Source organism: Dyella sp. CR10 (assembly GCF_055814425.1).
The window spans coordinates 1-20,478 of sequence record NZ_CP185986.1; the positions used below are offsets into that span (position 1 = coordinate 1).

At 62.8% G+C, this 20,478-nt stretch carries 13 protein-coding genes, 2 tRNA genes and 3 rRNA genes; 17 read left to right on the forward strand and 1 reads right to left on the reverse strand.

Annotated features, from left to right (window positions below; genetic code table 11):
* Positions 1-272: 272 nt before the first annotated feature.
* The 5 genes from ACNR9O_RS00005 to rrf all read left to right on the forward strand — a co-directional run bounded on the left by ACNR9O_RS00005 (position 273) and on the right by rrf (position 5,410).
* Positions 273-1,817: ribosomal RNA gene (locus ACNR9O_RS00005) — 16S ribosomal RNA — on the forward strand.
* A gap of 112 nt (positions 1,818-1,929) precedes the next feature.
* Positions 1,930-2,006: transfer RNA gene (locus ACNR9O_RS00010), tRNA-Ile, on the forward strand.
* A gap of 6 nt (positions 2,007-2,012) precedes the next feature.
* Positions 2,013-2,088: transfer RNA gene (locus tag ACNR9O_RS00015), tRNA-Ala, on the forward strand.
* Between the two features lie 212 nt (positions 2,089-2,300).
* Positions 2,301-5,178, forward strand: a 23S ribosomal RNA gene (locus ACNR9O_RS00020).
* Positions 5,179-5,297: 119 nt separating this feature from the next.
* Positions 5,298-5,410 (forward strand): 5S ribosomal RNA (gene rrf, locus ACNR9O_RS00025).
* Together the 16S, 23S and 5S rRNA genes with 2 tRNA genes alongside form the textbook arrangement of a ribosomal RNA operon.
* Before the next feature lie 358 nt (positions 5,411-5,768).
* Here the strand turns inward: rrf and ACNR9O_RS00030 are convergent.
* The gene (locus ACNR9O_RS00030) at positions 5,769-6,704 is read right to left on the reverse strand and encodes a carbohydrate kinase family protein (RefSeq protein WP_473684199.1); all 936 of its coding nucleotides are present in this window, start codon (positions 6,702-6,704) and stop codon (positions 5,769-5,771) included.
* Positions 6,705-6,978: 274 nt separating this feature from the next.
* On the opposite strand from ACNR9O_RS00030, the gene ACNR9O_RS00035 reads away from it, so the two are divergent.
* The 12 genes from ACNR9O_RS00035 (at position 6,979) to ACNR9O_RS00090 (ending at position 20,399) form a co-directional block, all read left to right on the forward strand.
* Entirely contained in the window at positions 6,979-8,025 is a 1,047-nt protein-coding gene (locus ACNR9O_RS00035) for a rod shape-determining protein (RefSeq protein ID WP_311839986.1), read from the forward strand.
* A gap of 19 nt (positions 8,026-8,044) precedes the next feature.
* Positions 8,045-9,028 carry a rod shape-determining protein MreC gene (gene mreC, locus ACNR9O_RS00040; protein ID WP_473684197.1) on the forward strand — a complete coding sequence of 328 codons (984 nt, stop codon included), beginning with the start codon at positions 8,045-8,047 and terminating at the stop codon, positions 9,026-9,028.
* Positions 9,025-9,513, forward strand: coding sequence for a rod shape-determining protein MreD (mreD, locus tag ACNR9O_RS00045; RefSeq protein WP_473684195.1), 489 nt, complete (start codon positions 9,025-9,027; stop codon positions 9,511-9,513). Before mreC ends, mreD begins: the two co-directional genes overlap by 4 nt.
* A gap of 4 nt (positions 9,514-9,517) precedes the next feature.
* Positions 9,518-11,536: a penicillin-binding protein 2 gene (gene mrdA / locus ACNR9O_RS00050; protein ID WP_473684193.1), complete on the forward strand. Its 2,019-nt coding sequence runs from the start codon at positions 9,518-9,520 to the stop codon at positions 11,534-11,536.
* Positions 11,533-12,651: a rod shape-determining protein RodA gene (gene rodA / locus ACNR9O_RS00055; protein ID WP_473684191.1), complete on the forward strand. Its 1,119-nt coding sequence runs from the start codon at positions 11,533-11,535 to the stop codon at positions 12,649-12,651. Before mrdA ends, rodA begins: the two co-directional genes overlap by 4 nt.
* Before the next feature lie 108 nt (positions 12,652-12,759).
* A complete protein-coding gene (mltB, locus tag ACNR9O_RS00060) occupies positions 12,760-13,770 on the forward strand; it encodes a lytic murein transglycosylase B (protein ID WP_473700690.1) in 1,011 nt (336 codons plus the stop codon).
* Positions 13,767-14,711 carry a septal ring lytic transglycosylase RlpA family protein gene (locus tag ACNR9O_RS00065; RefSeq protein WP_473684187.1) on the forward strand — a complete coding sequence of 315 codons (945 nt, stop codon included), beginning with the start codon at positions 13,767-13,769 and terminating at the stop codon, positions 14,709-14,711. Before mltB ends, ACNR9O_RS00065 begins: the two co-directional genes overlap by 4 nt.
* A gap of 58 nt (positions 14,712-14,769) precedes the next feature.
* Positions 14,770-16,008 carry a D-alanyl-D-alanine carboxypeptidase family protein gene (locus tag ACNR9O_RS00070; protein ID WP_473684185.1) on the forward strand — a complete coding sequence of 413 codons (1,239 nt, stop codon included), beginning with the start codon at positions 14,770-14,772 and terminating at the stop codon, positions 16,006-16,008.
* Between the two features lie 9 nt (positions 16,009-16,017).
* A complete protein-coding gene (locus ACNR9O_RS00075; RefSeq protein ID WP_473684183.1) occupies positions 16,018-16,308 on the forward strand; it encodes a YbeD family protein in 291 nt (96 codons plus the stop codon).
* Positions 16,309-16,452: 144 nt separating this feature from the next.
* Entirely contained in the window at positions 16,453-17,121 is a 669-nt protein-coding gene (lipB, locus tag ACNR9O_RS00080) for a lipoyl(octanoyl) transferase LipB (RefSeq protein WP_473684181.1), read from the forward strand.
* Between the two features lie 10 nt (positions 17,122-17,131).
* The gene (gene lipA / locus ACNR9O_RS00085; protein ID WP_473684179.1) at positions 17,132-18,136 is read left to right on the forward strand and encodes a lipoyl synthase; all 1,005 of its coding nucleotides are present in this window, start codon (positions 17,132-17,134) and stop codon (positions 18,134-18,136) included.
* Between the two features lie 10 nt (positions 18,137-18,146).
* Positions 18,147-20,399, forward strand: a complete 2,253-nt coding sequence (locus ACNR9O_RS00090) for a carboxy terminal-processing peptidase (RefSeq protein ID WP_473684177.1) — start codon at positions 18,147-18,149, stop codon at positions 20,397-20,399.
* Positions 20,400-20,478 lie beyond the last annotated feature (79 nt).

Below are 20,478 nucleotides of genomic sequence, written 5' to 3' on the forward strand. Positions count from 1 at the left end.
AAAATCTTCTTCGAAGGTGTTGACGGATAGGAAAGACGATGTATAGTAAGCGGCTCACCCGGGACGAAACGCCTCGGGGCGATCTGAAGAAAGGATCGCAAGTGATTGATCTTTGACAGTGTGCGCAGGTGACTTGTGTGGGCGCCTTGCGGTGGATGGGAAATCTGTCCATATATGCAAGCGTCTAACCTAAGAGTCAATTCAAAAGCTTGACGTTTTACGGTTAGGACAACGCTTCAGAAAGATAGATCGACTTCGGTTGATCGAAAACTTAAGTGAAGAGTTTGATCCTGGCTCAGATTGAACGCTGGCGGCATGCCTAACACATGCAAGTCGAACGGCAGCACAGTGGAGCTTGCTCCATGGGTGGCGAGTGGCGGACGGGTGAGGAATACATCGGGACCTGCCCAGACGTGGGGGATAACGTAGGGAAACTTACGCTAATACCGCATACGTCCTACGGGAGAAAGCGGGGGATCTTCGGACCTCGCGCGGTTGGATGGACCGATGTTCGATTAGCTAGTTGGTGAGGTAATGGCTCACCAAGGCGACGATCGATAGCTGGTCTGAGAGGATGATCAGCCACACTGGGACTGAGACACGGCCCAGACTCCTACGGGAGGCAGCAGTGGGGAATATTGGACAATGGGCGAAAGCCTGATCCAGCAATGCCGCGTGTGTGAAGAAGGCCTTCGGGTTGTAAAGCACTTTTATCAGGAGCGAAATGCCATTGGCTAATACCCGGTGGAGCTGACGGTACCTGAGGAATAAGCACCGGCTAACTTCGTGCCAGCAGCCGCGGTAATACGAAGGGTGCAAGCGTTAATCGGAATTACTGGGCGTAAAGCGTGCGTAGGCGGTTTCTTAAGTCTGCTGTGAAATCCCCGGGCTCAACCTGGGAATGGCAGTGGATACTGGGAAGCTAGAGTGTGATAGAGGATGGTGGAATTCCCGGTGTAGCGGTGAAATGCGTAGAGATCGGGAGGAACATCAGTGGCGAAGGCGGCCATCTGGATCAACACTGACGCTGAGGCACGAAAGCGTGGGGAGCAAACAGGATTAGATACCCTGGTAGTCCACGCCCTAAACGATGCGAACTGGATGTTGGTCTCAACTCGGAGATCAGTGTCGAAGCTAACGCGTTAAGTTCGCCGCCTGGGGAGTACGGTCGCAAGACTGAAACTCAAAGGAATTGACGGGGGCCCGCACAAGCGGTGGAGTATGTGGTTTAATTCGATGCAACGCGAAGAACCTTACCTGGCCTTGACATGTCTGGAATCCTGCAGAGATGCGGGAGTGCCTTCGGGAATCAGAACACAGGTGCTGCATGGCTGTCGTCAGCTCGTGTCGTGAGATGTTGGGTTAAGTCCCGCAACGAGCGCAACCCTTGTCCTTAGTTGCCAGCACGTAATGGTGGGAACTCTAAGGAGACTGCCGGTGACAAACCGGAGGAAGGTGGGGATGACGTCAAGTCATCATGGCCCTTACGGCCAGGGCTACACACGTACTACAATGGTCGGTACAGAGGGTTGCAATACCGCGAGGTGGAGCCAATCCCAGAAAGCCGATCCCAGTCCGGATCGAAGTCTGCAACTCGACTTCGTGAAGTCGGAATCGCTAGTAATCGCAGATCAGCTATGCTGCGGTGAATACGTTCCCGGGCCTTGTACACACCGCCCGTCACACCATGGGAGTGAGTTGCTCCAGAAGCCGTTAGCCTAACCGCAAGGAGGGCGACGACCACGGAGTGGTTCATGACTGGGGTGAAGTCGTAACAAGGTAGCCGTATCGGAAGGTGCGGCTGGATCACCTCCTTTCGAGAACGACAGATCCTCCTCCGCAAGACGTCCACACAAGACACCTGCACATCCCGCATGCCGACTGGCATGCCTGGCCCATCCCATCTGATGTGGGGGCCTATAGCTTTATGGGTCTGTAGCTCAGGTGGTTAGAGCGCACCCCTGATAAGGGTGAGGCCGGTGGTTCGAGTCCTCCCAGACCCACCACTTTATGGGGCCATAGCTCAGCTGGGAGAGCACCTGCTTTGCAAGCAGGGGGTCGTCGGTTCGATCCCGACTGGCTCCACCAGTGACCAGGCTGTAAGCGGATGTGTAGCGCACACGACAAGATTTGAAACGAGACGGCACTGTGGCCGGTCTTGTGTTCTTTGAAAATGTAAACGAGTGACAAGCGTCTTGGTTCGAAACCGAATCGAGATGTGTCGTTGAGGCAATTAAGCGAACGCGTTGTTTGGCATGCCATTCGAAAGAATGGAGCCCTGAGGCGACTTGGGGTTATATGGTCAAGCGACCAAGCGTATACGGTGGATGCCTTGGCGGTCAGAGGCGATGAAGGACGTGGCAGCCTGCGAAAAGTGTCGGGGAGCTGGCAACAAGCTTTGATCCGGCAATGTCCGAATGGGGAAACCCACTGCGTAAGCAGTATCCAGCACTGAATTCATAGGTGTTGGAAGCGAACCCGGGGAACTGAAATATCTAAGTACCCGGAGGAAAAGAAATCAACCGAGATTCCGTCAGTAGCGACGAGCGAACGCGGACTAGCCCAAAAGCACAGCATGTTTTAGCCGAACGGTTTGGAAAGGCCGGCCATAGCAGGTGATAGCCCTGTAGGCGAAAAGGCACGTTGTGTGAAATTGAGTAAGGCGGGGCACGTGAAACCCTGTCTGAACATGGGGGGACCATCCTCCAAGGCTAAATACTCCTGACCGACCGATAGCGAACAAGTACCGTGAGGGAAAGGCGAAAAGAACCCCGGAGAGGGGAGTGAAATAGACCCTGAAACCGTATACGTACAAGCAGTGGAAGCCCGCAAGGGTGACTGCGTACCTTTTGTATAATGGGTCAGCGACTTACTGTCAGTGGCGAGCTTAACCGTCTAGGGGAGGCGAAGGGAAACCGAGTCTGAATAGGGCGCATAGTCTCTGGCAGTAGACCCGAAACCGAGTGATCTATCCTTGGCCAGGTTGAAGGTGCGGTAACACGCACTGGAGGACCGAACCCACATCTGTTGCAATAGATGGGGATGAGCTGAGGATAGGAGTGAAAGGCTAAACAAACTCGGAGATAGCTGGTTCTCCTCGAAAGCTATTTAGGTAGCGCCTCGTATGTATCTTCCTGGGGGTAGAGCACTGTTATGGCTAGCGGGTCATCGCGACTTAGCAAACCATGGCAAACTCCGAATACCAGGACAGACTGTACGGGAGACACACGGCGGGTGCTAACGTCCGTCGTGAAAAGGGAAACAACCCAGACCCGCAGCTAAGGTCCCAAAGTTAGTGCTAAGTGGAAAACGATGTGGGAAGGCATAGACAGCCAGGAGGTTGGCTTAGAAGCAGCCACCCTTTAAAGAAAGCGTAATAGCTCACTGGTCGAGTCGGCCTGCGCGGAAGATTTAACGGGGCTAAGCACTACACCGAAGCTCGGGGTGCACACGCAAGTGTGCGCGGTAGAGGAGCGTTCCGTAAGCCTGTGAAGGTGGGTTGAGAAGCCTGCTGGAGGTATCGGAAGTGCGAATGCTGACATGAGTAACGATAATGCGGGTGAAAAGCCCGCACGCCGAAAGCCCAAGGTTTCCTCGCGCAACGTTCATCGGCGCAGGGTGAGTCGGCCCCTAAGGCGAGGCAGAAATGCGTAGTCGATGGGAAGCCGGTTAATATTCCGGCACTTGTCTGCAGTGCGATGTGGGGACGGAGAAAGTTAGGTCTACCGGGCGTTGGTTGTCCCGGGGAAAGGCGGTAGGTGGTGATCTTTGGCAAATCCGGGATCACATACACCGAGCACCGAGACGAGCCCTTTTGGGCGAAGTGACTGATACTACGCTTCCAGGAAAAGCCACTAAGCTTCAGCTGCAGAGAAACCGTACCGTAAACCGACACTGGTAGGCAGGGTGAGAATCCCAAGGCGCTTGAGAGAACTCGGGTGAAGGAACTAGGCAAAATGGCACCGTAACTTCGGGAGAAGGTGCGCCCTTTTTTGGCTACATGCGTAGCTGAGCTGAGAAGGGTCGCAGTAACCTGGCCGCTGCGACTGTTTATCAAAAACACAGCACTCTGCAAACACGAAAGTGGACGTATAGGGTGTGACGCCTGCCCGGTGCTGGAAGGTTAATTGATGGGGTCAGCCGCAAGGCGAAGCTCTTGATCGAAGCCCCAGTAAACGGCGGCCGTAACTATAACGGTCCTAAGGTAGCGAAATTCCTTGTCGGGTAAGTTCCGACCTGCACGAATGGCGTAACGACAGCGGCGCTGTCTCCACCCGAGACTCAGTGAAATTGAAATCGCTGTGAAGATGCAGCGTTCCCGCGGCAAGACGGAAAGACCCCGTGAACCTTTACTACAGCTTCACACTGAACGTTGAGTTCTTCTGTGTAGGATAGGTGGGAGGCTATGAAACCGAGACGCTAGTTTCGGTGGAGCCATCCTTGAAATACCACCCTGAAGTGCTTGACGTTCTAACCTAGGTCCGTAATCCGGATCAGGGACCGTGTGTGGTGGGTAGTTTGACTGGGGCGGTCTCCTCCCAAAGAGTAACGGAGGAGCACGAAGGTACGCTCAGCGCGGTCGGACATCGCGCACTGTGTGCAAAGGCATAAGCGTGCTTGACTGCGAGATCGACGGATCAAGCAGGTACGAAAGTAGGTCTTAGTGATCCGGTGGTTCTGTATGGAAGGGCCATCGCTCAACGGATAAAAGGTACTCCGGGGATAACAGGCTGATACCGCCCAAGAGTTCATATCGACGGCGGTGTTTGGCACCTCGATGTCGGCTCATCACATCCTGGGGCTGTAGTCGGTCCCAAGGGTATGGCTGTTCGCCATTTAAAGTGGTACGCGAGCTGGGTTCAGAACGTCGTGAGACAGTTCGGTCCCTATCTGTCGTGGGCGTTGGAGATTTGAGGGGGGCTGCTCCTAGTACGAGAGGACCGGAGTGGACGTTCCGCTGGTGTTCGGGTTGTCATGCCCATGGCATTGCCCGGTAGCTACGAACGGAAGTGATAACCGCTGAAAGCATCTAAGCGGGAAGCACGCCCCAAGATGAGATCTCCCGAGTCCCAGAGACTCCTTAAGGCCCCATCTAGACTAGGTGGTTGATAGGCGCGGTGTGGAAGTGCAGCAATGCATTGAGCTTACGCGTACTAATGAGCCGTGCGGCTTGACCATATAACCCCAAGACGCTTCGTGAGACGTCGCTTCAACTCACATCCCGATTCACCAGACGCTTGTCACTCGTTTACCCCTTCTGCCGGACCGGCGCTCATAGCGCTGTCCTGCACCCTTTCCCTGGCGACGATAGCGCTGTGGCCCCACCCGATCCCATCCCGAACTCGGAAGTGAAACGCAGCTGCGCCGATGGTAGTGTGGCTTGCCATGCAAGAGTAGGTCATCGCCAGGGGCTTTATCCTTAAAACCCTCACCTCATCGGTGAGGGTTTTTTCTTTTTGCTCAGCCTCTCTTGCCACCGCGCACTTTCTTGCCACAAGAAGCCAAGGGCGGCTCGAGCTTCGTTTGACATGCGCCGCTATGCGCATGGGACGGTATGCATCCTCGGTCACTCTGATTCCCAGAAGAGATCGTGGCCGACGCCTTCAAACATCGTGTTGGGAAGGTCTGTGTTTACGAGCTGGCGTCAATGCGTTGCGCTTTTGCGACAACGCTTGGAGAGAATTTCTCAGGCGAAGCTACCTGACATACCCAATAAAAAGGCCTCCGTAAGGAGGCCTTTCATGCAAAACCGGATTTGAGCAGAAAGCTCAATCGAGCCCGTATCCGAACTGCTCCTCGAACTCCGCCGCAAACTGCGCGTAATCGAAGCGCTGGTTCTGCGTCCCCGGATACTCGACCTTCAGCGCGCCCATCAGCGACGCCATGCGTCCGACCGTCGGCCAATCCTTGCCTCGCATGATGCCGAAAATCAGGCCCGCACGATAAGCATCGCCGCAACCCGTCGGGTCGACGATCTTGCGCTCGCGCGCAGGCGGAATCTCATGGACCGTCCCGTCAGTATGAATCAGCGAGCCGCGCGGACCGAGCGTGACGATATAGGCCTCCACGCGCTGGGCGATATCTTCCGCGCTCCAGCCCGTACGCGATTGCAGCAACTGGGATTCGTAGTCGTTGACGATCACATAGGTCGACTTGTCGATCATCGACCGGAACTCTTCGCCATTGAACAGCGGCATCGCCTGGCCGGGATCGAAGATGAAAGGCACGCCGCGCGAGGCGAATTCGTCCACGTGCTGAAGCATCGCCTCACGGCTGTCCGGTGCGACGATGGCGAAGCTGATTTCGGGAATATCGCGGACGTGATTCTCGTGCGCGCTCAACATCGCGCCCGGGTGGAAGGCAGTGATCTGGTTGTTATCCAGGTCTGTCGTGATGAAGCACTGCGGCGTGAACTGGTCACCGAACTCGCGTACATAATCCAGGCGGATCCCGCATTGCTGCATGTGCGCCCGGTAGGGGCCGAAATCCTGACCCACCGTGGCCACGGGCAGCGGATCGGCACCCAGCAGCTTGAGGTTGTATGCGATGTTGCCGGCGCAGCCGCCGAACTCGCGACGCATCCGAGGCACCAGGAACGACACGTTCAGGATGTGCACCTGGTCGGGCAGGATGTGATTTTTGAACTGGTCCTGGAAGACCATGATGGTGTCGTATGCCAACGAACCGCAGATGACGGCAGACATGGTGCGTGGTTGTCCCCGGGCTAGTGAACAGGCCGCGCGAGCGCGGTCGGACCGAACGGCCGGACAGGGCGTCCGGCCAAAGCTCCGAATTTTACCGATATCTGATCGTCAGGGCGACTTCTCTTCGGCGTTGCCAGCTCACGCGACCTGATCGAAAGTACGCATATCACCGCGTCCTACAAGGCTTTCTTAACGATATTGTCCTTGCGCGCAAGGTGCCGCCTCTTTAGACTGGCGCGCTTACTTTTTAGCCAGATCGACGCACGGCGGCCCCATGTTCAAGAAGTTTCGCGGGATTTTCTCCAACGACATCTCCATCGATCTCGGCACGGCCAATACCCTGATTTATGTACGCGGCCAGGGCATCGTCCTCAACGAGCCGTCGGTCGTCGCGATTCGCCAGGATCGCGGTCCGGGCGGTCCCCGCGCCGTTGCCGCCGTCGGCAGCGATGCGAAGAAGATGCTGGGCCGCACCCCAGGCAATATCGCGACCGTTCGTCCCATGAAGGATGGCGTGATCGCCAACTTTTCCATGACCGAAGCGATGCTGCAGCACTTCATCAAGCAGGTGCATCGCTCGCGTCTGCTGCGTCCCAGCCCCCGCGTGCTGGTCTGCGTGCCCTGCGGCTCCACTCAGGTCGAGCGCCGGGCCATCAAGGAATCGGCCGAAGGCGCCGGTGCCCGCGACGTGTTTCTGATCGAGGAGCCGATGGCCGCCGCGATCGGCGCCGGCATCCCGGTGCATGAAGCCCGCGGCTCGATGGTGCTGGATATCGGCGGCGGTACCTCCGAAGTGGCGGTCATCTCGCTCAACGGTATCGTCTATTCGCAGTCGGTCCGCGTCGGCGGCGATCGCTTCGACGAGGCGATCATCAACTACGTACGCCGCAACCACGGCACGCTGATCGGCGAATCCACGGCCGAGCGCATCAAGATGGAAATCGGCTGCGCGTTCCCGCAGACCGACGTACGCGAGATCGAAATCTCCGGCCGCAACCTGGCCGAGGGCGTGCCGCGCATGTTCACCATCAATTCCAACGAGGTGCTGGAAGCACTGCACGAGCCGCTCTCCGGCATCGTGGCCGCGGTGAAGTCAGCGCTCGAGCAGACCCCGCCGGAACTGTGCTCCGACGTCGCCGAGCGCGGCATCGTGCTCACCGGCGGCGGTGCGCTGCTGCGCGACCTGGATCGCCTGATCTCCGAGGAAACCGGCCTGCACGTGCAGGTGGCCGAGGAGCCGCTCACCTGCGTCGCGCGCGGTGGTGGCAAGGCGCTGGAGCTGATCGATCAGCACGGCAGCGACTTCTTCGCCGCCGAATAAGCACTGACGGGGGCAGGGGATGGCACTCGCTCGCGAGGACTCCTCGCCCCTGTTTGCCGGCACGGTAGCCGGCACCCTGCGGCTCATTCTCTATCTTGCCCTCGCCATGGTGCTGATGGTCCTGGACCATCGCAACGGCTGGATGTGGCGCGTCCGCTATGCCGCTTCCATCGTGGTGGAACCCGTCTACAAGCTCGCCGGCATGCCCGCTGCGGGCATGCGCACGCTCAGCGTCGCCTTCGCCGACCGCAAGCTGCTCACCGAGCAGAATCAGCGTCTGCGTGAAGACTTGCTGCTGGCCAACGCCAAGCTTAACCGCATGGCGGCCGTGGCCGAGCAGAACGAACGCCTGAAGGAACTCCTCGCCACCCAGCACAGCCTGGAGCTCAACGTGCAATTGGCGCGCGTCGTCGATGTGGACCTGGGCAGCTACCGCCACCGCATGCTGCTCAATGTCGGCGCGAACAATGGCGTGAAGAAGGGGCAGGTGGTGATCGACGCACACGGCGTGATGGGGCAGGTGGTGGAAGTGATGCCGCGCACGTCACTGGTGATGCTGATCACCGATCCCGACCATGCCATCCCGGTCGTCGTCGAGCGCACCGGCCTGCGCACGGTCGCCTATGGTTCGCGCGAGGGCGACCTGCTCAGCCTGCCCAATATTTCCATGGCCGCGGACGTGCGCCCCGGCGACAAGCTGCTGACTTCCGGCCTGGGCGGCCGCTTTCCGCCGGGATTCCCGGTTGGCGAGATTCAGCGCGTGGAACCGGCGGCTTCCGGCATGTTCCTGGAAGGACGCGCCCGCCCGACGGCGGACCTGGACCGTAGCGAAGATGTGCTCCTGCTGCACGACCAGGCTGAGCCGGTCGGTCCGCCCGAGCTGCCCGCGCCGGCCGGCCCGCCGGCGGACCTCGCCCCGGCGCCTGGTGCCAGCACCGCGCCGCCGCCGCGTCCGGCAGCGGTTCCTGCAGTCTCCGCGTCCTCGCCGGGAACGACGCCATGAGCAAGCAACGTGTCGGCACACTCTGGTTTGTGGGCTCGCTCGCCTTCGCCCTGCTGTCCATGCTCGTGCCGCTGCCTGGCGCGCTGCAGCCGTTCAAGCCGTACTGGCCGGCGCTGTTCCTGCTCTATTGGGCATTGGAGGCAGGCGACCAGCGTGTGAGCCTGGGGTTGGCTTTCTGCATCGGTCTGTGTGCGGATCTGCTCGACGGCGTGCTGCTCGGCGAGCAGGCCATGCGTCTGTGCGCCATGGTATTCATTGCCTTGCGCTTCCGCTCGCGGCTGCGCTTCTTCCCGATGTGGCAGCAGACCCTGGCGGTGCTGGCACTGCTGCTCAATGATCGCGTGGTGCTGCTGATCGTGCGCACGTTCGCGGGCGAATCGGTGCCGCCCGCCACCTGGTGGTTCTCGCCCTTCGTCGGCGCCGCGCTGTGGCCGTTCCTGTTCCTTCTCATGGACGACCTGCGCACGCGCTTGCGCCTGCAGTAGGGCCATGGCTCTCCGTCGCCGCTCGATCAAGGATTCCCGGGGCGAAAGCACCCTGTTCAGGGTGCGCGCGCTGGTCGGTTTCGCACTGATTCTGCTGGGCCTGAGCGCCCTGGTCAGCCGCTACTTCTATCTGCAGGTCCAGCGCCACGACGAGTTCGCCCTGCGCTCGGAGAACAATCGCGTGAAGCCGCGCGCGATTCCGCCGGCGCGTGGACTCATCTACGACCGCAGCGGCGTGCTGCTGGCCGACAACGTCCCGGCGTTCCGGCTGGAAGTGGTGCCCGAGCAGGTGCCCGACATGAAAGCAATGCTGGCCAGCATTCGCGACGTGGTGCCACTGGGCGACGACGATGTCGAGGCCTTCAAGAAGCAGCTCAAGCAGAACCGTCGTTTCGACAGCGTGCCGCTGAAGCTGCACCTGACCGAGGACGACATCGCGCGTTTTGCCGTCAACCGCTGGCGTTTCCCCGGGCTGGACGTGGTGCCGTACCTGACCCGCCGCTATCCGTACGGGCCGCTGTTCGCACACATCGTCGGCTACGTCGGCCGCATCGATGCCGATGACATGAACCGGCTCGACGCCGACCGCTACAAAGGCACCAGCCATGTGGGGCGCAGTGGCCTGGAGCGTTCCTACGAGGATGTGCTGCACGGCGAACCCGGCTACGAGCTGGTCGAGGTCAACGCCGACGGCCGCGTGCAGCGCGTGCTGGAAACGCACCCGCCCAAGCCCGGCAAGAACCTCTACCTGAGCATCGACCTGAAAGTGCAGAAGGCGGCGACCGACGCCTTCGACGGCCGGCCCGGTTCGGCCGTGGCGATCGATCCGCGCAACGGCCAGGTCATGGCGATGGTCAGCGTGCCGAGCTTCGATCCCAACCTGTTCGTCAACGGCATCAGCAAGGCCGACTACACCGCCTACACCACCGCCGAAGACAAGCCCCTGCTCAATCGCGCGCTGAAGAGCGCCTATCCGCCCGGCTCCACGGTCAAGCCGTTCCTGGCGCTGGGCGGCCTCGAGTACGGCATCCGCCGGCCCGAGGACACGGTGCTCTCCACCGGTGAGTTCTGCATTGCGGGCCAGCAGCGCTGCTATCGCGATGATGTACGCGGCGGCAATGGCGTGGTGAACATGGTCAGGGCGATCCAGCTATCTACCAACACCTACTTCTACAAACTAGCCCTGGACATGGGCATCGACCGCCTCAGCGCGTGGATGGGCAGCCTTGGTTTCGGCAGGAAGACCGGCATCGACCTGCTGGGCGAAGTGGAAGGCATCCTACCCTCGCGCGAGTGGAAGGCGACTCGCAGCAAGTACGGCTGGTTCCCGGGCGAGACCATCCTCGCGGGCATCGGCCAAGGCTACTGGAACGTGACGCCGCTGCAGCTCGCACATGCGACGGCCACATTCGCCGGTCACGGCATACCCTATGCACCGCGCCTGGTGATGGCCACCTCCGCGGTGAAGGAGCGCCCTGTGCCGCTACCCAACCCACCCACCGGTCCGAGCCTGATCCACAAGGACAGCCACTGGAACGTAGTGAATCAAGGCATGGAAGCAGTGGTGAGTGGCGGTACCGCAAAAACGCAGTTCATCGGCTTTCCGTATGTCGTAGCGGGCAAGAGCGGTACCGCCGAGCGCTTTTCCCGCCGAACCAATGATTACGACACCAACAAGAACAGCGCCTACCTGGCGTCGCGTCACCGCGCGTGGTTCATCGGCTATACCCCGGCCGACGCACCGCGCATCGCAGTAGCCGCGATGCTGGAGCAGGGCGCCTGGGGTGCCCAGGACGCTGGCCCTATCGTGCGTCGGATCATGGAAGCGTGGCTCGCCGCGCAGGGCGGTGCGGTGCCCGGCAAGACGGTGACGGAGCAGCTCTCTCCGATCACTTCCGGTACGACACCCCAAACACCGCCTGACGGCCCCGAAGACACGCCCATGGCCACGCCTGCCGACACCCCTGCCTCCATCCCGTCCGACAACGGCGGCGACAACCAGGACGACGGAGGCAACCCATGATCGACGAACTCCAGGTCCGCCTGCAGCGCTTCCTGCGCCGTGTCATGACGCGCCCGCGCATCGACTTGCCGCTCGCCTTCGGCCTGTTCCTGCTGGCCGTCACCGGCCTGGTGACGCTGTACAGCGCCAGCGGCGGCAGCATGCCGATGATCGTCGGACAGGCCGCCCGCTTCGTGATGGGCGGCATCCTGGTGCTGCTGATCTCGCGCATTCCTCCGCCGGTATTGCGCGGCTGGACGCCCTGGCTCTACTCCGGCAGCGTGTGCCTCTTGCTGGTAGTCGCGGCGGTGGGCGAGATCCGCAGCGGCTCCAAGCGCTGGCTGGATCTGGGCGTGGTGTCGTTCCAGCCTTCCGAACTGCTCAAGCTTACCGTGCCGATGATGGTGGCGTGGTATCTGCACCCGCGTCAGCTGCCGCCGTCGTGGAAGGACATCATCGCCGTCGGCATGATCATCGCCATCCCCGCCGGACTGATCGCCGAGCAGCCGGACCTTGGCACGGCCCTGCTGGTGTCCGGCGCCGGCGCCTTCGCGCTGTTCCTCTCGGGCATGGCCTGGTGGAAGATCGGCAGCCTGCTGGCCGCCGTCGGCGGCATGATTCCGGTCGCCTGGCATTTCCTGCACGAATACCAGCGCAATCGCGTGCGCACCCTGCTCGATCCGGAATCGGATCCGCTGGGCAACGGCTGGCACATCATCCAGTCGCAGATCGCGGTCGGTTCCGGTGGCGTGTTCGGCAAAGGCTGGCAGCACGGTACGCAGTCGCGCCTGGATTTCCTGCCCGAGCACACCACCGATTTCATCTTCGCCGTGTTCTCCGAAGAGTTCGGCCTGGTCGGCGTGATCGCCGTGATGGCGCTGTATGCCTTCATCATCGGCCGCTGCCTGTGGATCGCGATGGAGGCGCGCGACACCTATTCGCGTCTGCTCGCCGGCGCCATCGGCATGAGCTTCTTCGTCTACGTCTTCGTCAATGGCGGCATGGTCGCCGGCATGCTGCCGGTGGTCGGCGTGCCGATGCCGTTGGTGAGCTACGGCGGCACGTCTGCCGTGTCGCTGCTTACCGGCTTTGGCGTGCTCATGGCCATTCATGCCAACCGCAAGATGCACGACTGAACCACTGCCCCGGCGCGCCTCGATTCCGCCCGGGTTTGCGCCGCCATGCGTGCTAGGCTCTGCGCGCATGCCTTATGGCAATAAGTTTTTCGCCAGCGAAGTAGCCTGATGACCGAGATCGCCATGCCTCGTCCCCTGCAATGGATTGCCGCCCTGGGTTTCACTCTTGCCGCTGCCGCGATGCCGGCATGGGCCGATACTCATCCCGGACAGGCACAGCTGATCAATGAGGTGGCCAAGGAAACCGGCAAGGATCCCGCCGCGCTGAACCGCTTGCTGGATGGCGCGAAGAAGCAGCAGAGCATCCTCGATGCGATCAGCCGTCCGGCCGAGGCCAAGCCCTGGAAGGACTACCGGCCCATCTTTGTCACCGACAAGCGCATCAACGACGGCGTCGCGTTCTATCTGGAGCACCGCGACCTGCTCGAACGCATCGGCCGCCAATACGGCGTGGCGCCGGAATACATCGTGGCCATCGTCGGCGTCGAAACCTTCTACGGCCGCAATACCGGCAAGTACAAAGTGCTCGATGCGCTGGTCACGCTCGGTCTGTATTACCCGCCGCGCGCGACGTTTTTCCGCGAGCAGCTGAAGGTGCTGCTGAGTCTGCCGGACCGCATGCTCGGCGGTCCGCTGGATACGCTCACCGGCTCCTATGCCGGCGCGCAGGGCTGGGGTCAGTTCATGCCTTCGAGCGTCCGCGACTTCGGCGTGGACGAGGACGGCGACGGACACATCGATCTGCACGATTCGCTGCCGGATATCCTTGGCAGCGTCGCCAACTATTTCGCCAAGCACGGCTGGGTCACCGGCGCGCCGGTGGTGGCGCGCGCGCAACCCGATGCCGCGCCGCGGCCTATCCAGGTCAAGGACTCCAAGCCCCAGTGGCCGCTGGAGCAGCTCATGGCCTGGGGCTATGCACCATTGACGCCGCTGGATCCGGGTCTGCCCAGCAGCCTGCAGAGCCTGGAAGGGCCGGCGGGCACCGAATACTGGTTCACCTTCCAGAACTTCTACGTGATCACTCGCTACAACCGCAGTCCGCTCTACGCATTGGCCGTGCACCAGCTGGCGCAGGCCATCGCCGAGGGCGTGCGGGAGCATGAGGCCACGCGATGAGGCATCGCGCGCTAGCGCTGTCGCTGCTGGCGATCACCGCGTTGGCGCTGGTCGGGTGCAGCGGCAGCAAGCCGCGCCCAGCCAAGTCGGGAGGCGGCTACACGCCTGGCCGCAGTGCTGGCGGCGCGACTCGGTCGAGCGATGGCAGCCGCCGCGGCGGCATCAGCGACGATGTCACGCGTCCCCAGAGCAGTCGCTATCGCGATAACGCGGACAGCGTGCCGGATGGGCCGCCGCCGGACATCAGCAAGCTGGTTGAGCCCGTGCCCAAGGTCGAGCCGCGCGCACTCTATGGCAACAAGTCCCCGTACTCGGTGCTCGGCCAGACCTATACCGTGCTGCCCAGCGCCAGCGGCTACGTGGAGCGCGGCATCGCGTCGTTCTACGGCAACAAGTTCCACGGGTACAAGACCTCGAGCCTCGAGGAATACGACATGTACCAGTTCAGCGCCGCGCACAAGACGCTGCCGCTGCCCAGCTACGCGCGCGTCACCAACCTGGACAATGGCAAGAGCGTGATCGTGCGTATCAACGATCGCGGCCCGTTCCACGACAACCGCCTGATCGACCTCTCCTTCGCCGCCGCCGTGAAGATCGGCGTGTATCCCAAGGGCACTGGCCTGGTCGAGGTGCGTGCCATCACGCCAGGTGAGCCCTTGCAGGACCTGCCGCCGCCACCGCCGCCGGTCGCCGCCGGCGCGCCCAAGCCCGGCATCTACCTGCAGGTGGGCGCGTTTGCCGACGGCGCCAATGCCGAACGCGTGGCGCGCCAGCTGCGTTCGGCGAACTTTGCGCCGGTCCAGGTGGTCGATGCGCAGATCAACGGCCGCAGTGTGCGGCGCGTGCGCGTGGGGCCGCTTGCCGACGTCGACAGCGCCGACCAGGTGACCGCCAAGATCGAGAACATGGGCCTGCCGCGCCCGCAGGTCGCGGTAGACTGACACTTTTCCTTTTCGGCGCTCCGGCGCCAGCCACATCAAGACCGGATTGCACAGAACGATGAACCTTCTCCGCCGTACCCTCGCCCCGCTCGCCGTCGCCGCCCTGGTGATGGGCACCGCCGCTGTCGCCCAGCAGACCCCACCCAAGCCGGCGCCCGTGCCGCGGCCGGTGGTGGCCGAAGCGCCGGTGCCGCCGCCGCCGGATGTGGACGGCAAGAGCTGGGTGCTGATGGATTACGCCACCGGCCAGGTGCTCGCCGCCAAGGATCCGGACGTCCGCCTGGAGCCGGCCTCGATCACCAAAGTGATGACCGATTACGTGGTGTCCGCCGAGATCGCCAACGGCAAGATCCACATGAACGACCAGGTCACCATCAGCGAGAACGCCTGGCGCAGCGGCGGCGCCGGCACCGACGGCTCCACCAGCTTCCTCAAGCTCAACAGCCAGGTGCCGCTGAAGGATCTGCTGTCCGGCATGATCATCCAGTCCGGCAACGACGCCGCCATCGCCCTGGCCGAGCACACCGCCGGTTCCGAAGGCGCGTTCGCCAACCTGATGAATGCCTACGCCAAGCAGCTGGGCATGGTGAATTCCAACTTCCAGAACGCCTCCGGCTATCCCATCGCCAACCACTACACCACCGCCCGCGACATCGCGATCCTGTCGCGCGCGTTGATTCACGACTTCCCGGAGGACTACGCCATCTCCGCCGTGAAGGACTTCGAGTGGAACGGCATCAAGCAGCACAACCGCAACCTGCTGTTGTGGCGCGATCCCAGTGTCGACGGCATCAAGACCGGCCACACCGCGGCCGCCGGTTTCTGTCTGGCCGCCTCGGCCAAGCAGGGCGAGGCGCGCATGATCGCCATCGTGATGGGCGCCAGCAGCGAGAAGGCGCGCGCCGATGCCGCGCTGGCGCTGATGAACTACGGGTTCCGCTTCTACGAGACCCACAAGCTCTATGACGCCAACAAGCCGCTGGCGACGCCGCGTCTGTGGAAGGGCAAGCCGAGCGAGCTGCCGCTGGGCGTGGCCGAGAACGTGCTGGTCACCGTCAAGCGCGGCGACTACGAGAAGCTGAAGGCTGACGTGGACGTGCCCGCCACCCTGATCGCCCCGTTCACCAAGGGCCAGCAGGTCGGCACGCTGCGTATTACCCTGGACGGGCAGCCGGTCCAGAACCTGCCCCTGGTGGCGCTGGAGGACGCGCCCCAGGCCGGCTTCTTCGGCCGCCTGTGGGACAGCATCATGCTGTGGTTCCACAGCGACAAAAAGCCTGACGAAGCGAAGAAGTGAGGTAGCGCGATGCAGGACATAGATTCGATCCAGCCGCAGAACGAAGGCCAGGGCTTCCAGTTCCCGGGCGAGTTCGAGATCACCGCCATGGGCAACGCCGGCGCCGACCTGCCCAAGCGGGTCCCGGCGATCCTCGAAAGCATCGGGCTGCACGTGCTGCACGAGACCGTGAAGCATCGCCAGTCCCGCGAGGGCAATTTCCTCTCGGTGACGGTCAGCTTCCGCTGCGACACGCGTGAGCAGTACGACCTGGCCCACGCCACCCTGCGTGCGGATCCGGACATCCGCTTCACCCTCTGAACGCGCGCGGCGGGCCGGGTTTTCCGGCCCGCCGCCGTTTTGGGTCCGCACAGTATCCGCGCCGCGGAGACCGTGCTCCGGCACCTTGCAAGCCCGGGCCGCTGGCCGCACGTTCATCCAACCCCTCGTTTTTCCGGTTTCCCCATGTCCCAGCCGTTGAAAATCCGCCGCCTCGGCCGCCAGCCCTACGAGGCGACCTGGAAGGCCATGAGCGCCTTCACCGACCAGCGCGGCCCCGACACCATCGACGAGCTCTGGCTGCTGGAACACGACCCGGTATTCACCCTCGGCCAGGCCGGCAAGATGGAGCACGTGCTGACGCCGGGCGACATCCCGGTGGTGCCGGTGGATCGCGGCGGCCAGGTCACCTACCACGGCCCCGGCCAGATCGTGGGCTATCCGCTGATCGATCTGCGTCGTGCCGGCGTGGGCGTGCGCGAGATGGTCAACAAGATCGAGCAATCCATTATCGACACCCTGGGCCACTGGAATATCGGCGCCGAGCGCCTGGAAGGGGCCCCTGGCGTCTACGTGGCCGGCGCCAAGGTGGCCGCCCTGGGCCTGCGCGTGCGCCGCGGCTGCAGCTTCCACGGGCTGGCCTTCAACGTCGACATGGACCTGGAGCCTTACCACCGCATCAACCCTTGTGGCTACAAGGGTTTGGCCGTCACCCAGGTGCTAGACTTGGGCGGTCCGTCGCGGCTGGCGGAAGTGGAAGACGCATTGGTGGAAGAGTTCTGCCGCCAGTTCGATTTCACGGCCGAGCCCGCCGCTCCCGTCCTTCCCGAACTCCCCGCTCGCGTAGCGGTCTGAGCTTGCCTACATGAGCGAAATGTCTCCCTCCAAGGTCATCCCGATCAGCGTCGTCAGCGGCACGCCCGCGGTCGAGAAGCAACTGGGCAACGACAAGATCGCGCGCAACCGCGCCGGCTTCGACACCGATACGCCGGCCCTGCGCAAACCCAGCTGGATTCGCGTGCGCCTGCCGCAAGGCAACGCCGTGCAGCAGCTCAAGGCGCGTCTGCGCGAGAACGCGCTGGTCACGGTGTGCGAGGAAGCCTCCTGCCCGAACATCCACGAGTGCTTCAGCAAGGGCACGGCCACCTTCATGATCCTCGGCGAGGTGTGCACCCGCCGCTGCTCGTTCTGCGACGTGGCCCATGGTCGTCCGGCGGCACCGGATCCGCTCGAGCCCGCGCGTCTGGCCGAGACCATCCGCGACATGCGGCTGAAGTACGTGGTCATCACCTCGGTGGACCGCGACGACCTGCGCGACGGCGGTGCCGAGCATTTCGCCGCATGCATCCGCGCGACACGCCACGCCAGCCCGAACATCAAGATCGAGATCCTCACGCCCGACTTCCGCGGCAAGGGCCGCATGGAGCGCGCGCTCGAGGTGCTCAAGGACTTCCCGCCGGACGTGTTCAACCACAACCTGGAAACCGTCCCGCACCTCTATCGCGAGGTGCGCCCGGGCGCCGACTACCAGTGGTCGCTGGATCTGCTCAAGCGCTTCAAGGCGCAGCATCCGGACGTGCCGACCAAGTCCGGCATCATGCTGGGCCTGGGCGAGACCATGGACCAGGTGCTGGAAACGATGCGGGATCTACGCGCCCATGACGTGGACATGATCACCATCGGCCAGTACCTGCAGCCCACGCCACATCACCACCCCGTGGTGCGCTACTGGACGCCGGAAGAATTCGACGCGCTGCGCGAAGCTGGCGAGGCGATGGGCTTCGGCCACGTCGCCTCCGGCCCGCTGGTGCGTTCGTCCTACCACGCCGACCTTCAGGCCCACGCCGCCGGTGTCACCGAGCATGCCTAAAGAGAAACTCATGAAACTGCGTACCGTCTCGCTCGCGCTGCTGCTCGCCTTCACCGTCGGCGGCGCGCAAGCGCAGTCTGCCGCCGACCTCGGCGCGGGCACCACCGGCCGCAAGGCTTCCTCGCTGCCGCTCAAGCCTTCGCTCACGCAGGCGCAGGCCGCGCAGCTGTCCGCGCGCTTTCTCACGCGCTTCCACTACGACGCCCAGCCGCTCGACGACGCGATGTCGGCCAAGATCTACAAGGCCTACTTCGATTCGCTCGACAGCGAGAAGGTGTTCTTCACCCAGGCCGACATGGCCAAGTTCGCGCCGCTGAAGTCGCAGTTCGACGACGCGATCTGGAACCAGGACCTGTCCGGTCCGTTCTCGGTGTTCAACCTCTACATCCAGCGCGCGGTCGACCGCATGAGCTATGCGCGCGAGCTGCTGAAGAAGGGCGTGGATCTCAATACCAACGAGAGCTACACCTACGACCGCAAGAAGGCCGACTGGCCCAAGGACCAGGCCGAGCTCGACACCCTGTGGCGCCAGCGCACCACCAACGACTGGCTGCGCCTGAAGCTCGCCGGCAAGAGCGACGATGAAATCCGCAAGACGCTGGACAAGCGCTACGCCAGCTACATCGAGCGCGTGCGCCAGCTCGACGGCGAGGACGCGTTCCAGACCTTCATGAACGCCTATGCCGAGTCCACCGACCCGCACACCGACTACCTCGGCCCGCGTGCGGCGGAGAACTTCGACATCTCCATGAAGCTGTCGCTGGAAGGCATTGGCGCGGTGCTGCAGGCGCGCGACGAATACACCGCCATCCGCGAGGTCGTGCCCGCCGGTCCGGCCGCCAAGTCCGGCAAGGTCCACGTGGGCGACCGCATCGTGGCGATCGGCCAGGGCACCGACGGCCCGATGGTCGACGTGATCGGCTGGCGCCTGGACGATGTGGTCAACCGCATCCGCGGCAAGAAGGACACCACCGTGCGGCTGGAGATCCTTCCCTCCGATGCGGGCCTGGACGGCAAGCACGAGATCGTCACCCTGGTGCGCCAGAAGGTGAGCATCGAAGAGCAGGCCGCCAAGAAGAAGATCATCGACATCAAGGACGGCAACGTCAGCCGCAAGATCGGCGTGATCGAGCTGCCCACCTTCTATTCGGACTTCGGCGCGCGCCGCGACGGCGACAAGAACTTCAAGAGCGCCACGCGCGACGTCGCCAAGCTGCTGGGTGAGCTCAAGCAGGCCGGCGTGGAAGGCGTGATCATGGACCTGCGCAACAACGGCGGCGGTTCGCTCACCGAGGCCAACGAACTCACCGGCCTGTTCATCGACAAGGGCCCGGTCGTGCAGGTGCGCGACGCGCGCGGCCAGGTGGATGTGCAGGGCGACGACGATCCGGGCATGGCCTGGTCGGGCCCGATGGCGGTGCTGGTCAATCGCGGTTCCGCCTCGGCATCGGAGATCTTCGCCGCCGCCATCCAGGACTACGGCCGCGGCCTGATCGTCGGCCAGCCGACCTTCGGCAAGGGCACGGTGCAGAACCTGGTCGACCTCGACCGCTTCGCCAGCCGCACGAAGGAGAAGCCGCAGCTGGGCGAGCTGAAGATGACCATCGCCGAGTTCTTCCGCATCAACGGCGGCTCCACCCAGCTCAAGGGCGTGACGCCGGACATCAACTTCCCGAAGAACGGCGACGAGAAGGACTTCGGCGAATCCACCTACGACAACGCGCTGCAGTGGACGCAGATCGCGCCCGCGCCGGAGTACAAGCCGGTGGCGGACCTGAAGGCCTACCTGGGCCAGCTGCAAGCCAAGCACGATGCGCGCGTGGTCAAGTCGCCGTCGTGGAAGCTGATGCTCGACGAGCTGGCGCAGTACCGGAAGATGCGCGACAAGACCGCCATCTCGCTCAACCTTGCCCAGCGTCAGACCGAGCGCAAGGATCAGGACGCGCTTCAGGCCGATTTCCGCAACCGTCACAAGGCGATCGACGGCAATTCGGTCGACGATGATCGCGACAACCTGGACGACGGCCTCAACCCGAACGAGCGCAGCCTCAAGAGCGAGCTCAAGCAGGAGAAGGAAGCCAAGAAGGCCGCCGATCCGCAGCTCGACGAAACGGCGCACATCCTGTTCGACGCCGTGGGCCTGATCAAGAGCGATGCCAAGCTGGCCTCCGAAGTGCTGCCGTACGGTGGCCGCTTCTCCGCCAATGCCACGGCGGCGGCGGTCTCGCCGCCGGACCAGCCGGCGAGCCCTGGCGCCCACTGAGCGGCGTTCGACCGAAGACAGAAAGCGGCGCGCAAGCGCCGCTTTTTTTTTCGCGATCATCCCCGCCCTGGCTTGTAGT

Excerpts from the sequence above, each read along its gene's own strand:
- ACNR9O_RS00030 (WP_473684199.1), bottom strand. The coding sequence starts at position 6,704 with ATGTCTGCCGTCATCTGCGGTTCGTTGGCATACGACACCATCATGGTC.
- ACNR9O_RS00035 (WP_311839986.1), top strand. The coding sequence starts at position 6,979 with ATGTTCAAGAAGTTTCGCGGGATTTTCTCCAACGACATCTCCATCGAT.
- mreC (WP_473684197.1), top strand. The coding sequence starts at position 8,045 with ATGGCACTCGCTCGCGAGGACTCCTCGCCCCTGTTTGCCGGCACGGTA.
- mreD (WP_473684195.1), top strand. The coding sequence starts at position 9,025 with ATGAGCAAGCAACGTGTCGGCACACTCTGGTTTGTGGGCTCGCTCGCC.
- mrdA (WP_473684193.1), top strand. The coding sequence starts at position 9,518 with ATGGCTCTCCGTCGCCGCTCGATCAAGGATTCCCGGGGCGAAAGCACC.
- rodA (WP_473684191.1), top strand. The coding sequence starts at position 11,533 with ATGATCGACGAACTCCAGGTCCGCCTGCAGCGCTTCCTGCGCCGTGTC.
- mltB (WP_473700690.1), top strand. The coding sequence starts at position 12,760 with ATGACCGAGATCGCCATGCCTCGTCCCCTGCAATGGATTGCCGCCCTG.
- ACNR9O_RS00065 (WP_473684187.1), top strand. The coding sequence starts at position 13,767 with ATGAGGCATCGCGCGCTAGCGCTGTCGCTGCTGGCGATCACCGCGTTG.
- ACNR9O_RS00070 (WP_473684185.1), top strand. The coding sequence starts at position 14,770 with ATGAACCTTCTCCGCCGTACCCTCGCCCCGCTCGCCGTCGCCGCCCTG.
- ACNR9O_RS00075 (WP_473684183.1), top strand. The coding sequence starts at position 16,018 with ATGCAGGACATAGATTCGATCCAGCCGCAGAACGAAGGCCAGGGCTTC.
- lipB (WP_473684181.1), top strand. The coding sequence starts at position 16,453 with ATGTCCCAGCCGTTGAAAATCCGCCGCCTCGGCCGCCAGCCCTACGAG.
- lipA (WP_473684179.1), top strand. The coding sequence starts at position 17,132 with ATGAGCGAAATGTCTCCCTCCAAGGTCATCCCGATCAGCGTCGTCAGC.
- ACNR9O_RS00090 (WP_473684177.1), top strand. The coding sequence starts at position 18,147 with ATGAAACTGCGTACCGTCTCGCTCGCGCTGCTGCTCGCCTTCACCGTC.